The sequence below is a fragment of the Chromohalobacter marismortui genome (assembly GCF_004364315.1).
In the GTDB taxonomy this organism is placed as follows: domain Bacteria; phylum Pseudomonadota; class Gammaproteobacteria; order Pseudomonadales; family Halomonadaceae; genus Chromohalobacter; species Chromohalobacter marismortui.
In genome coordinates this window covers 1-13734 of sequence record NZ_SOBR01000005.1, presented here as the reverse complement: position 1 = coordinate 13734, position 13734 = coordinate 1, and the positions used below count along the sequence as shown (strand labels likewise).

11 protein-coding genes are annotated in these 13734 nt (G+C 58.9%); 6 read left to right on the top strand and 5 right to left on the bottom strand.

From position 1 onward, the window contains the following. Window positions 1-21: 21 nt before the first annotated feature. The 5 genes from C8E00_RS11820 to C8E00_RS11800 form a co-directional block, all read right to left on the bottom strand. Complete coding sequence (locus tag C8E00_RS11820; protein ID WP_133697724.1) at window positions 22-1452, bottom strand: DUF2254 domain-containing protein; 1431 nt, start codon at window positions 1450-1452, stop codon at window positions 22-24. 108 nt (window positions 1453-1560) lie between these two features. Further along, on the bottom strand, window positions 1561-3222 hold the full coding sequence (gene ettA / locus C8E00_RS11815) for an energy-dependent translational throttle protein EttA (protein ID WP_133697723.1): 1662 nt from the start codon (window positions 3220-3222) through the stop codon (window positions 1561-1563). Between the two features lie 135 nt (window positions 3223-3357). Next, window positions 3358-3552, bottom strand: coding sequence for a PA3496 family putative envelope integrity protein (locus C8E00_RS11810; RefSeq protein WP_208291929.1), 195 nt, complete (start codon window positions 3550-3552; stop codon window positions 3358-3360). A 95-nt stretch (window positions 3553-3647) separates the two neighbouring features. Further along, window positions 3648-4082, bottom strand: coding sequence for a PAS domain-containing protein (locus C8E00_RS11805; RefSeq protein ID WP_133697721.1), 435 nt, complete (start codon window positions 4080-4082; stop codon window positions 3648-3650). 105 nt (window positions 4083-4187) lie between these two features. Next, the gene (locus C8E00_RS11800) at window positions 4188-5504 is read right to left on the bottom strand and encodes an MFS transporter (RefSeq protein ID WP_133697720.1); all 1317 of its coding nucleotides are present in this window, start codon (window positions 5502-5504) and stop codon (window positions 4188-4190) included. Window positions 5505-5609: 105 nt separating this feature from the next. Here C8E00_RS11800 and C8E00_RS11795 point away from each other — a divergent pair, with 105 nt between their 5' ends. The 6 genes from C8E00_RS11795 to C8E00_RS11770 all read left to right on the top strand — a co-directional run. Next, window positions 5610-5882: an Rdx family protein gene (locus C8E00_RS11795; protein WP_133697719.1), complete on the top strand. Its 273-nt coding sequence runs from the start codon at window positions 5610-5612 to the stop codon at window positions 5880-5882. A gap of 367 nt (window positions 5883-6249) precedes the next feature. After that, on the top strand, window positions 6250-7758 hold the full coding sequence (locus C8E00_RS11790) for a TolC family outer membrane protein (protein ID WP_133697718.1): 1509 nt from the start codon (window positions 6250-6252) through the stop codon (window positions 7756-7758). Between the two features lie 129 nt (window positions 7759-7887). Then, window positions 7888-10038, top strand: coding sequence for a type I secretion system permease/ATPase (locus C8E00_RS11785; protein WP_133697717.1), 2151 nt, complete (start codon window positions 7888-7890; stop codon window positions 10036-10038). Next, window positions 10038-11465 carry an HlyD family type I secretion periplasmic adaptor subunit gene (locus C8E00_RS11780; RefSeq protein WP_133697716.1) on the top strand — a complete coding sequence of 476 codons (1428 nt, stop codon included), beginning with the start codon at window positions 10038-10040 and terminating at the stop codon, window positions 11463-11465. The genes C8E00_RS11785 and C8E00_RS11780 overlap by 1 nt, the downstream gene beginning before the upstream one ends. Further along, window positions 11465-12109 (top strand): response regulator transcription factor, encoded by a 645-nt coding sequence (locus C8E00_RS11775; RefSeq protein WP_133697715.1) that lies wholly within the window; start codon window positions 11465-11467, stop codon window positions 12107-12109. Before C8E00_RS11780 ends, C8E00_RS11775 begins: the two co-directional genes overlap by 1 nt. Before the next feature lie 213 nt (window positions 12110-12322). Continuing rightward, the coding region (locus tag C8E00_RS11770) for a retention module-containing protein (protein ID WP_133697714.1) at window positions 12323-13734 on the top strand (1412 nt) is incomplete at its 3' end.

Here is a 13734-nt window from a genome sequence, read left to right as displayed (position 1 = left end):
GTCGCTCTGCGCCATGGGGCCCTATGGGGTGCGGCCGCGGGAAGCAGCCGCTGCGTCGGCGTCGTGCGTTGGCGCTAGGAGCCGCACTCGCAAGCGATGCTCGCCGGCCTGCATGCGACTGGCGATGAAGTGGCGATCCAGCGTGTCCTGCGCCGCCGTCTCCAGTGCTTCCACGACCCGGTCGGTATGTGCCTGGATGATCGACAGGGCCGCTTCGTCGGCGAACATCGACAGTGTTTTCAGTGCCTTGAGCAAGGCCAGCAGGATGCTTATATCGTCGCGACCGTAATGCAGAATCGGTGTAAAAAGCCGATAGAGCAAGCTGTCGAAGTCGTGAATCTTCCATGTCACGCGCAGCGTTCCTTGTCCATCGGTCAGGACATTGCTGGGGGTGATCGTCAGGCGTCGGCAGAGGAGTTCCGTCAGCTGATGCAGGCACAGGCGGGCGGTCCCAGGGTCGTTGACGCTTGGTGAGATCGCTTTGATGGCGATCTCCATCAGCTGTGTCAGACCATTGATATAGAGATCCTTCACGGACTCGCCCTGTACGTAGACCAGCGTTTCCAGCACCGCCTGCTCGATGTCCTTCCCCGGCTTGTCGGTGGCTTCGATCTTGAACAGCGGAAAATCGACGACGGTATAGTCGCCGAACATGAAATTGAGGTGGATGACCGCATCATGCTCTTCGGCGAGCCTTGCCAGCGTCTCGAGTTTTACGCTTTGCACGTAGCCGCTTTGTCGGGCATGGATGACATGGCATCCGCTGGGTACCTCGATATCGGTGTGGTGCTGCCATCTATCTTGTTGCTGGAGGGACGCCAGACGTTGCATCGACTCGCGAGTGGAGCGGTGCAGGCCCTGAAGGATGGCGTTTATCTGCACGGATTGCGAGGCGTTGTGGATGAAGTAGACGAACAACGCCAGACAATGGATCACCATCCCCACGCCTAGGTAGCCGCCCAGCGAACGCCACAGGCTGGGGGACTCATTCTTGAACGGCACCATCAGCAGGATCAGGATGAACAGGATGGTTCCCAGATAGTGGCCGAGTACACGCTGATGAGGTCGCTCGGTGACCAGGCCGAAGACCAGCTTGTGTGAAAACTGGCCACCTGCCTGGGAGAGTACCGTCATGACCATCGAAAAGCTGAACACTACCATCGAGATCATGCCGGCGATCAGTGTCGAGAGTAGTGTGCGGACCGTGCCGGGATCCTTGAAGTCGAGCGGTACAAGCAAGGCAGGCAAGGCGGTATCGGGAATTCGCGGCACCACGGCGATGAGCCCCAGGGCGAGATAGATCAGGGCCAACAGGGTGGGGTAAAAGGCAATGCTTTGTCGCACGCGGTTGAATAGCTCGTACGGCCAGGTCATCACGCCAACCATTGCAGTATCCTCGAGTATGACAGCGTCCGTGGTGTCGAGAGGCTCGCCGTCTTGCAGTGTGTTCACGACATTCAGCCGCCACAGGGCTGCACGTCACGCCCTGGCGTTTCGGATGGCGCATAAAAAGGCCTCGCTGCGAATGCAACGAGGCCTTCATGATGCGGCATGGACGGGTCAGGCGTCGATGCGCTTGTACTTCATGCGCTTGGGTGTGTCGTTGCCCACACGCTGGTGATAGTCTTCCTCGTACTCGCTGTAGTTACCCTCGAAAAACTCCACGTGGGATTCCCCCTCGTAGGCGAGAATGTGGGTGGCGATTCGGTCGAGGAACCAGCGATCGTGCGAGATGACCAGTGCACAGCCGGGGAACGCGAGCAGCGCTTCCTCCAGGGCACGCAGCGTCTCGATGTCGAGATCGTTGGACGGTTCGTCGAGCAGCAGGACGTTGGCGCCTTGCTTGAGAGTCTGTGCCAGTTGCAAGCGACCGCGTTCACCTCCCGAGAGCTCCGATAGACGTTTCTGCTGATCGTTGCCCTTGAAGTTGAAGCGTCCCACGTAGGCACGTGAAGACATCTCGTAGCCGTTGATGCTGATCATGTCCTGACCGCCGGATACCGCTTCCCAGACAGTCTGCTTGTCGTCGAGATGATCGCGTAGCTGCTCTACATAGGCGATGTCCACGGTCTCGCCGATAACGACCTCGCCGCTGTCGGGCTGTTCCATGCCGGCGATCAGTTTGAACAGCGTGGACTTGCCGGCGCCGTTGCCACCGACGATGCCCACGATGGCCCCCTTGGGCAGCTGGAACGACAAGTTCTCGAACAGCAGTTTGTCGTCGAAGCGTTTGGCCACGTCATGGAATTCGATGACTTTGTCGCCGAGACGCGGGCCGGGCGGAATGTAGATCTCGTTGGTCTCGTTGCGCTTCTGGAAATCCCCCGATTGCATTTCTTCGAAGCGATTCAGGCGCGCCTTGCTCTTGGTTTGGCGACCCTTGGCGTTGCTGCGGACCCACTCGAGCTCGTGCTTGATGGCCTTCTGACGAGAAGCTTCTTGCTTGGCTTCCTGTTCGAGACGCTTTTCCTTCGATTCCAGCCACTGTGAGTAGTTGCCCTCGAAGGGAATGCCTTGCCCACGGTCCAGCTCCAGGATCCAGCCGGCCACGTTATCGAGGAAATAGCGATCATGGGTGATGGCCACCACGGTCCCGCTGTAGTCGTGCAGATAGCGTTCCAGCCAGGCGACCGATTCGGCGTCGAGGTGGTTGGTCGGCTCGTCGAGCAGCAGCATGTCGGGGCTCGAAAGCAGCAGGCGACACAATGCCACGCGGCGGCGCTCACCTCCGGAGAGGTGGCCGACCTTGGCGTCCCAGGGCGGCAGGCGCAAGGCTTCGGCGGCGACTTCCAGCTTGCGTTCGATGTTGTGCGCGTCGGCGGCCTCGATCAGGTCCTCGAGACGTGCCTGCTCGGCGGCCAAGGCGTCGAAGTCGGCATCCGGCTCGGCATAGGCGACATATACCGCCTCGAGTTGTGCCTGAGCTTCGGTGATCTCGCTCAAGGCTTCTTCCACCGTCTCGCGAACGTTCTTGTCGTCGTCGAGCTCGGGCTCTTGCGGCAGATAGCCGATATTGATGCCCGGCATGGGCCGTGCTTCGCCGTTATATTCCTTGTCCACACCGGCCATGATCCGCAGCAGCGTGGACTTGCCTGCACCATTGAGACCGAGCACGCCGATCTTCGCGCCAGGGAAGAAGGAAAGCGAAATATCCTTGAGGATTTCATGCTTGGGCGGGACGGTCTTGCCCACCCGGTTCATGGTATAGACGTATTGCGCCATGGAATTCCGGTTTGGTTGAGAAATGAATCACGCGTGATGATGATAGAGGGGGCGTTGCGTAAAGGCCAGTGCGATGAAACGCCCCGGTGTCGAGGCATGCCGACGCGAGCGGCATGGCCCGGTTGCGCTGGCATGTCACTCTTCTTCGTCGACGTCGCCGATGTCCCAGTCATCCTCGATGGCGCGCTGTAGGCGGCGCTCCTCGAGAAGTTCCTCGACGCGACGACGTGCCTTCAACGTGTCGCTGCGACCGCCGCGCAAACGCGGGTAGGACGCGTCGTTGACGGCATCGAACAGGTCCAGTTCATCGGCGAATTCTTCACGGCTCATGCAGAGCCCTCCGTGCCTCGGCATCCCAGTGATGCCCGCTGGCTATATAGCGCCTACGCACCTCCAGTGCAAGCCCCGTGATGCCTGATATCTCGCTACACCTGGTCGCGTGCGGCCCGCAAGCGCTGAAGTTCCTGCATCGCCTCGACGAGGTCGGTCACGTCCTTCTGCACGCCGACGAAGTAGGTCAGTTGATCTTCGTCGTCGTAGACGGGTGTGATCGATAGTTCGTTCCAGAACATCGAGCCGTCCTTGCGGTAGTTGCGCAGCACCTCACGGCAGGGTTGTCCCGAGCGGATCGCCTGGCGGATGTTATCCAACTGGATCTGGTCGCGATCACCGTTTTGCAGGAAACGGCAGTCGCGATAGAGAATCTCGTCGGCACTGTAACCGGTGAGGCGTTCGAAACCTTGGTTGGCATAGATCAGGATGGTTTCGTCGCCTTCCTGTTCGGCCACCACGATGCCATCGTCTGACGCATTGACGATACGTTCGAGTAGCGCCGGGCTGATCATGGGAGGTCGTTTCATCTCTCTCGCGTTCCTTTGACTTTCGTTGTCATGAGCCGTTCTTGCGAGGCAATCGTACATTTATCATGGCCATGCTGGGGTCGGATTTCAACGCGCCACCTGGCGTCACGTCTCGACCTCCGGCAAGCACTGGCTGCTAGCCGCCGCGCCCAATGCGCATGCCGCCAGTACGAGCAGTAACCCGGCGCTACCGATGACGTACGCGACGGCCCCGAGCAGTCCGCCAATCAGCAACATGAGAATCCCGGTGAAGGTGTTGGAGAGCGCGACATACAAGGCACGCTTTTCGCTACCCGCCATATCCACCACGTAGGTCTTGCGGCCCAACCGAACGCCGGCATGGGCGATAACGAGTAGGGCATAGACCAGCGCATAGGGCCCTATGCGCTGGGTCCAGGCGCCCGGCAGCCAGGCGATCAAGGCCGCCGCCGTACAGCACAAGGTGGCGAGCACGGCACTGTCGCGCATCACCTTGCGACTGGAACGGTCGGCAAGCTTGCCCCAGAGTGGGCTGGCCAGCATGCTCGCCAGGCCCGAGACCAGGATCATGATGCCCAGGCCGCCGAGATCGGCGCCGCTTTGCCGTTGTCCCAGTAGCGCGATATAGGGGAGCGCCAGCGCACTGGAAAGTAGCAGGGCACGGGCCATGTTGAAGTGCCGAAAATGCCGATCGGTACGCAGCAGATGCAAGCCTTCGCCGAGGCTGCTCCAGACATTCTGGCCACCCTCGGTAGCGCCGGGTGCTTCCTTGATACGCGATGCGCAGAAGGCATTGAGCATCCAACCGAGTGTCGCGGCGAGCAAGAGAATGGCCAGCGCGATCTGCCCCGGTCGATCGCCGAACAGCATCAGCACCGCGCCCACGGCCAACGTGATGGCGCCTGCCATGCTACCGCTCCAGCCCATGAGCGTGCCGCGGCGTTGCTTGGAAATCGTCTTGCCCAACACGTCCTTGGTGGCAATCGATGACAGGCCACGTCCCAAGGACAGCACCACCAAGGCGATGAGCACGATGCCGCCGCCCCAGGCGCCCTGGCCGAAAAGGGCCATGCCCGCCATCACCAGGGCGGCGAGAGCCTGCACGATGCCGCCGGTGACCCATACGCCCTTGCGGATCGACTTGAGGCGAATGTAGCCGGCGACGAATACCTGCGGCAGCAAGGCGCCGGCCTCGCGGATCGGCACCAGAAAGCCGACCATCCACACCGGTGCACCGAGGGCGCCCAGCAACCACGGTAACACCAGGCGCGCGCTGGACAGTTCATCGGCGAGCTTGTTGCCGAGCGACGCCAGCAGGTGGCGAAAAAAGTTGCCGGGCTGTTCGTGACAGGCGGCGTCGGGAATGTCCTTGCATAGCCGGCTATCTTCATCGCCGGTCACGCGCTCGTAGAGCCGCGTCAGGGAAAAGGCGCGATCACTCATTCGATATATCCTTGCTGGCTGACTGGAACGGAATCGTCTGGCTTGTTCGGACGATACGGCCGTCGCATCATGGCGGCCCTATCCACTGACGGAGGCGCGCTCGCCATGTCCCGAATCCGTATCCATTATTGCACGCAATGTCATTGGTTGTTACGGGCCGGGTGGTATGCCCAAGAGCTGTTGCAGACCTTCGGCGAAGATATCGAGCACGTTGCGCTGGCACCCAGCCACGGTGGGCACTTCGAGATCGTCTACGAGGAGGATGACGTCATCTGGGAGCGCAAGCGCGATGGCGGCTTTCCCGACATCAAGTGGCTCAAGCAACAGGTGCGCGATCGACTCGATCCGGCGAGGGATCTGGGGCATAGCGATCGGTGAGTCAAGATCGTACACCGTTGCGTATAGCCTTGTGGCGCTGACGCCCGGTTAGCTCTATTACTGCATGCAGGCTAATGTTATTTGCAATCAAGCTTATGTATCGAGTAAATTTTCATTAATAGGTGTTCCATTAGGTATTAAAAAGTAAACAATAAAGCGTGATGCCGTTACAGAGGTGTTTTAAGCTCTTTGCATGAGCATCGCGACCGCATAAGTCGCGAGCACCCAACATCATTGAGGGGAAGGAAAACGGGAATGGATGCGCCGCCTATGCACACCAAGTGTCAGGTGAGTCCCGTGATAACTAATGCCACCGACGATGCGGGGCACTCGCTGTCGTTGGCTCTCCATTCAAAGGGGATGACAAATGAAAAACGTTAGTGGCGTCAGCGCATTCTATCAGCGGCGGTTTGGTTGTGCCGGTATTCTTAAGGCAATGGCCGGAACGGGTCTGGCGTTCTTGTCGCTTGGTCAGGCGGTGGCGCAGCAGTTACCTCCCGAGTTGGCGGTGCCGGGCACGTCCGATCTGCAAGAAACCGTTCAGCAAGCGATCATGCAGAACCCGGAAGTTAACGCGGCATTTCGTGCCTTCAAAGCGGCGGGCTACGACAAGGACGAAGCCTGGGGCGGTTATTTGCCCAGCATCGACGTGACCGCTGGCGTGGGACGCGAATCCGTCGAAGGTGATGGTCGGGGCAGCTATGAGACGGATTACGTACAGCTCGAGCTGAACCAGATGATCTATGACGGCTTTGCCACTGCCAGTCGCGTAGAGCAACTGGAGCACGCGCAACTAGTACGTTATTACGAGTTGCTAGGCGCTAGTGAAAACATTGCTCTGGAGGCGACCAGAGCCTACGCTGACGTGCTGCGCTACCGCGAATTGGTGCGCTTGGCTCAAGACAACTATCGTCAGCACATGCGCGTCTACGATCAGATCGAGGAGCGTGCGCTCTCCGGTGCTGGTCGTGGCGTCGACCTCGAGCAGATTACAGGTCGCGTGGCACTGGCCGAGTCCAACCTGTTGACCGAAGCGGCTAACCTGCATGATGTGTCAGCGCGTTATAGCCGTATCGTCGGCGAGCTGCCGGTTGCAAATCTAGCGCCCGCGCCGGAACTATCGGATGAATTGCCTGATTCGGTTCAGGAAGCCGTTCGTCTTGCCTTCGAAGGCAATCCGGACTTCCACGCGGCGATTGAAGACATCGCCGCCTCGCGTGCCGAGCAGGATATCGCGGAGGCAGGTTTTCATCCGAAACTGAACCTCGTTGCGCGTACCGGTAGCAATAACGACGACTCTGCTGCCATCGGGCGCCGAGATCAGAGCAGTATCGAGCTGGTGGCCAGTATGAACCTGTATCGTGGAGGCTCGGACCTAGCCTCGTTCCGTGCTGCCAGTGAACGCATTGAAGAAGCCATCGATAATCGCGCGCTGGCCTGTCATAACGTGCGTCAGACCACTCAGATCGCTTATGCGGACACCCAGCGACTGCGTGAGCAGATGCGCTACCTCAACCAGCACCGACAGTCGATCGATCGCGTGCGAGTCGCGTACCAGCAGCAGTTCGACATTGGTCAACGTACCTTGCTCGACGTGCTGGATAGCGAGAACGAATTCTTTGAAGCGAGTCGCGCCTACGCCAACGCCAAGTATGACGTAGCCATTGCCGATGCCGAGACGCTGGCGGCGATGGGCCAGTTGATGTCGACGCTAGAGGTGTCGCGTACTGGTCTACCGAGCCTGGCAGATTTGGACAGCGATGGCGTTGAGCTGGACGGTGAGGCCATTTGTCCAAGTCAAGCGCCGGCACGTTATTCGCTGGAGGATTTGGTTGGCAAGAGACGCAAGGGTGTCTCTTCAGACGTCGACAGTTAATCAATAAGGGGTTGCTGTAGATTGTGCCACGTTCTGAATCTTTTCTCGTATGGATGATTGTGCGACACGCCGGCGTTGAGCGCGTTGATCCAACCATAATTTGGAGTTCGTGTGTCTAACGAACAAGACATGGCTTCAGCCGAGCCATCCCACGGAACCGAGACCGACGAGCTGCTGGAGTGTCTGGTCGCCGTGGCGGCAATGCATCACCACGATACAACCCGGGAAGCCTTGGTCGCAGGTCTCCCGCTTGAAGAAGGCAGGCTGACACCAGGCGTTGTGGGGCGTGCCGCCCGTCGGGCCGACCTTACTGCGCGGCTGGTCAAAGCGCGACTTACGCAGCTCAATCCCGCCCTGTTTCCGGTTATTTTGTTGCTGGAGACAGGGCGTGCCTGCGTGTTGCTCAACATCGATCTCAACAACAGGCAAGCCGAGGTCATCTTTCCCGAGCTCGGAGATGCCAGTTCTGTGGTCAGTCTTGACGGCCTGCAGGATGCCTACAACGGCCAAGCCTTTTATGTCAGGCCTAAATATCGCTTTGATGCACGTGGCCCCGAGGTCAAGCAGCAGCGCTCGCGGCACTGGTTCTGGGGTGTCATCCGGGAGAATCGCAAACTGTATCGCGACGTCTTGATAGGATCGGTGGTGATTAATGTGTTCGCCATCGCCATGCCGCTGTTCGTCATGAACGTCTACGACCGGGTTGTTCCCAACGCCGCCACCGAAACCCTCTGGGTGTTGGCGGTGGGTATCTTTATCGTGCTGTGCTTTGACCTAGCGCTGCGCCTTATGCGCAATGCCTTTGTGGATCTTGCTGCCAGTCGCGCCGATGTGAAGCTAACCTCCAGCATCATGTCCCGCGTGCTGGGCATGCGCATGGAGGTCAAACCAGCGTCGACCGGGTCCTTTACCTCGACCCTGCAGTCGTTCGAATCCGTCCGCGCGTTTATCGGCTCGGCCACCATTGTGGCACTGGTGGACTTACCCTTCGTGGTGCTTTTTGCCACGATCATTGCGCTCATTGGCGTGCCGCTAGTGATACCCATTGTGCTGGGAGCCGTCTTTGTCTTCCTGTATGCGCTAGCCGCCCAAAGCAAGCTGCACGAGCTCTCCGAGACCACTTGGCGCATTGGTGCTCAACGCAATGCCACGCTTGTCGAGTCCGTGGGCAATCTGGAGACCGTCAAGGCACTGCGTAGCGAAAGCCGTTTGCAGGGGAACTGGGAACGTGCATCGGCGTTCTTGTCTCGTACCGCAGCACAACTGCGTCTGGTGGGTTCCTCGGTGACCAGCATGGCACTATGGACCCAACAAACCGTGGCGGTAGCGATCATCGTGGTCGGCGTTTACTTGATTGTCGAAGGTGATCTGACCCAGGGCGGATTAATAGCCGCGTACCTGCTGTCATCGCGTGCCATGGCGCCGATCAGTCAGGCGGCGGGATTGATGGCACAGTATCACCAGTCATCCACCGCGCTGCAGTCGCTCAATGATGTCATGGACAAGCCCGTTGAGCGTGCCGAGGGTAAAGCCTACATCAGTCGTCCCGTGGTGCGAGGGGACATCAAGTTCGATGGCGTAAGCCTAAATTACCCCGAAACGGAACGCGCTGCCCTGAATGACGTGAGCTTTCGGCTCGAGCCGGGCGAAAAGGTGGCGCTGATCGGTCGCGTCGGCTCGGGCAAGTCAACGCTCAGCAAGCTGTTGCTGGCGCTTTACCAACCCACCGGTGGAGCCGTCTTGTTGGATGACGTGGACATCCGGCAGTTCGATCCACTGCAGTTGCGTCGTCATATCGGCTACGTTCCCCAAGACATTGCGTTATTTTTTGGTACGCTGCGCGAAAACATAGTGATCGGTGCCGGCAGCGAGGGCGTAGACGATGACGCCTTGCTCGAAGCGGTGAAGTTGAGTGGGCTCGAGTCCTTGGTCAAGTCGCATCCCTATGGTCTGGATCTGCCGGTCGGTGAGGGGGGCAACATGCTGTCCGGCGGTCAGCGTCAGTCGGTCGCGATTGCTCGGGCGCTGGTCAGTAATCCGACCGTGTTACTGCTCGATGAACCCAGTAGCGCCATGGATCACGCCAGTGAGGAGGTGCTGAAGAAAAATCTCACCCGCTACAGCGAAGAAAAAACCATGGTGATCGTCACTCACCGCACCTCGCTACTCTCGCTCGTTGATCGAGTCATCGTCATGGATGCTGGCAAGGTCGTGGCAGATGGTCCTCGTGAGCAGGTCGTCGAAGCCTTGCGCAAAGGCCAGGTGGGGAGAGCGAGTTAATGGCAAAGAAACGCAAGTCTGCGGAGCAGCAAGGCTTTGAAGCGTTGGGTCGATTCAGTGAAAAGGGCGGTAAACCTTTTCGGCCGTTCATGGACCGACTGTTCTCCAAGCGGGTCACGTCAGCCCACCTGAATCGTGACTGGGCAAGTGATGCCGACTGGGCGCGCATGCAGCAGGATCCATTGCGCGCTCGTGCCCTTCTATATGGCATTTTTCTGGCAGTGGTCGCGTTGCTGGTATGGGCCTCCTTTGCCGAAATCAATGAAGTGACCCATGGGCAAGGCCGCGTGATACCTGCTCAAAAATTGCAGCGTGTCCAATCCTTAGACGGAGGTATGGTCGAGAAAATTTTGGTTCAAGAAGGCCAGAATGTCGCAAAGGGCGAAGTCATCATGCAGATTGACCCGACGCGTTTCGTTTCGGATTTTCGCAAAAATAAGGTTCAGGCTCAGGCGCTGAAAGCCCGTGCCGAGGGGCTGCGTTCTCTGCTGACAGACACTCCTTTTTCGCCCAGTGAAGAGCTGCTGGCAGACGCGCCGCTGGCAGTCTCGCAAGAACGTAAAGTCTACGAAAGCCGGCTCAATGAGTTGAACCAACAGAAAGCTGTGATACGCGACCGCATTCGCCAGCGCGAAGCCGAGCTACGCGAGGCACGATTGCGTCGTGATACCGCTAGTCGCGAGCTCAAAATGGCTAACGAAGAACTCCAGCTCACACGTCCCTTGTTGTCCTCCGGCGCCGTGTCGGAAGTGGAAGTGCTGCGTCTGGAACGCGAAGTGTCTCGCAATCGAGGAGAGCGCGATCAGGCCAGCGCGGCGATTGAGGGACTCGAAGCCGCTGTTGAACAGAGCAAATCACAGTTGCGTGAACTAGACGCTGAACGGCGCAGTAAGTGGCGTAAAGATCTCGCCGAGACACTGAGTGAAATTGCCGCACTCAATGAAGCCAGCGTGGGTCTGAAAGATCGCGTGCAGCTTGCGGACATCCGCTCTCCGGTGAAAGGAGTCGTGCAGCAGCTATATATCAATACCGTCGGTGGGGTAATCCAGCCGGGAGAAAAGGTCGTCGATATCATTCCCACCGACGATCGGCTGCTGGTCGAAGCGAGGGTCGCGCCACGGGATATTGCCTTTTTGAGTCCGGGACAAGATGCAATAGTGAAGCTGACCGCCTACGACTATGCCGTTTACGGCGGCTTGGAAGCGGAACTTGAAAGCATCAGTGCCGATACCATCACCGATGATGATGACAATACTTTCTATCGCGTGCGGGTGCGTACCGAGCGGGGTGAAATCAATAACGAAAAAATGGATATCATTCCTGGTATGACAGCGCAGGTTGATATCATGACCGGCAAGCGCACGGTGATGGAATTCCTCCTGAAGCCGGTTCTCCGTGCATGGAATAATTCATTAGGGGAACGCTGATGAAGCACTTTTTTGTCGCTCAAAAGCGAACACTGATGCCGCGTTGGCAGGAAGCATTCGCAGAGGCTAAATGCGTTTCCCCTGAGAAAGCCCTTGTAGCGGCTGATGCCGACACTATGGTATGGGTGCTGAAGGAAGAGCCAGAAAACGATGGGCCTTCCCTTGTCAGCCGTATTGCACAACATTCCACGGTAGTAGTGTTGTCGATGATGCCCAGCAACACAGCCGCCATCGATGCACTCCGGCAAGGTGCTAGAGGTTATGCCCACGCCCTGAGTCCTGCCGATATCCTGCAGCAGATCGCCACGGTGGTCATGCACCAGGGGATTTGGGTGCCACCTGAGCTGGTGGCTCAAGTAATAGGGAGCACTTGGCGGCTACTCGACGGCGATCAGCAGGCAGAGCCCTTGATGTTGGAAATGCTGACGCAGCGCGAGCGTGAAGTAGCGTTGGCTGTGGCAAAGGGGGCCAGTAACAAGGTGGTGGCCCGTGAGCTCGACATTAGCGAGCGAACTGTGAAAGCCCACCTGACCGCCATCTTCAGCAAGCTGGATATCCAAGATCGGTTGCAGCTGATCATCAAGCTGACTGGCAAAGGGGCGGCGTCAGCTATCAAGAGCGCTCCCAGTCGTTCCTCGACCTGAAAGCCCGGCTGGACGCCACTGCCTACCGGGTGCGCGGCCCTATGCGGCCCGAGTGGCTGTATCCCCATCGACGGTGGTTCTTCTAGCCGCCATGTTATCGCATGTAACTTTTAGTCCTCCTGCCTGTACCACTGTCCAATACCACTACTAGCCAACCAGGCCTAGTCTGGATACCAATACAAAATCTTATCTTCATTGTTAGAGGTAGATGCTATGAGCATTGCAACCGTTGTCTCTATCACCGGTCAGGCCTGGGCGCGGGATCCCGATGGTAACCTGCGCGAGCTGTCTGTCGGCGATGTGCTCAAAGAAGGTGAAACGCTCATCACCTCTGCCAATGGTAGCGTTCAACTGGATTTTAACGACGGTTTGCCTCCCACGCTGATTGGCGGCGATGAACAAGTCGCGCTAACCAACGATGTGGATGCTGAAAACGCCTCGGGACAGGACGAATCCGCTGTCCAGGACAGCGAAGTAGAAGCGTTGCTCTCCGCTCTGGAAGAAGAAGAAGGCGACCTGTTCGAACTGCTTGAAGCGACCGCTGCCGGCGGCGGTGCTGCCGGCGGGGGTGGCGGCGGCTCCGACTTCGTTCGGCTCTCCCGTATAGAAGAATCCGTTCAGGGGCTGCAGTATGAGTACTCAGTTGGCGCTGATGAAGGGCCTGAGACAATTGAGTTTGCCGAGGCCCCCGTTGCTGACGAGACCGCAGCGGTAGCGAACATTGTTCTTGATCCGATCACCGCCGACAACACCGTCAACGACACCGAAGCGGGTCAGACGATTGCGATCACCGGCAGCGTCACCGGCGATGCCGCCGCCGGCGACACCGTTACCCTGACCATTGGTGACCAAAGTTACGAAGGCACCGTGGGGGACGACCTCACCTACAGCATCGACGTGGCCGGCGAAGTGCTGGCCGCCCATGACACCGTCAGCGCCGAAGTGACCGGTGCTGACGAAGCGGGCAACGCCTTCAGTGCCGACACCGCCCGTGAGTACGCAGTGGATACCACTGCACAAGCCGGTATCACCATCGACCCGGTGACTGACGACAACACCGTCAACGACACCGAAGCGGGTCAGACGATTGCGATCACCGGCAGCGTCACCGGCGATGCCGCCGCCGGCGACACCGTTACGCTGACCATTGGTGACCAAAGCTACGCAGGCACCGTGGGGGACGACCTCACCTACAGCATCGACGTGGCCGGCGAAGTGCTGGCTGCCAACGATACGATGGCCGCCAATGTCACCGGCACCGACGAAGCGGGCAACGCCTTCAGTGCGGATACGACCCGCGACTACAGCGTCGATACCGACGCCAGTGCCACGATCACCATCGACCCGGTGACTGACGACAACACCGTCAACGACACCGAAGCGGGTCAGACGATTGCGATCACCGGCAGCGTCACCGGCGATGCCGCCGCCGGCGACACCGTTACCCTGACCATTGGTGACCAAAGTTACGAAGGCACCGTGGGGGACGACCTCACCTACAGCATCGACGTGGCCGGCGAAGTGCTGGCCGCCAACGATACGATGGCCGCCAATGTCACCGGCACCGACGAAGCGGGCAATGCCTTCAGTGCCGACACCGCCCGTGAGTACGCAGTGGATACCAC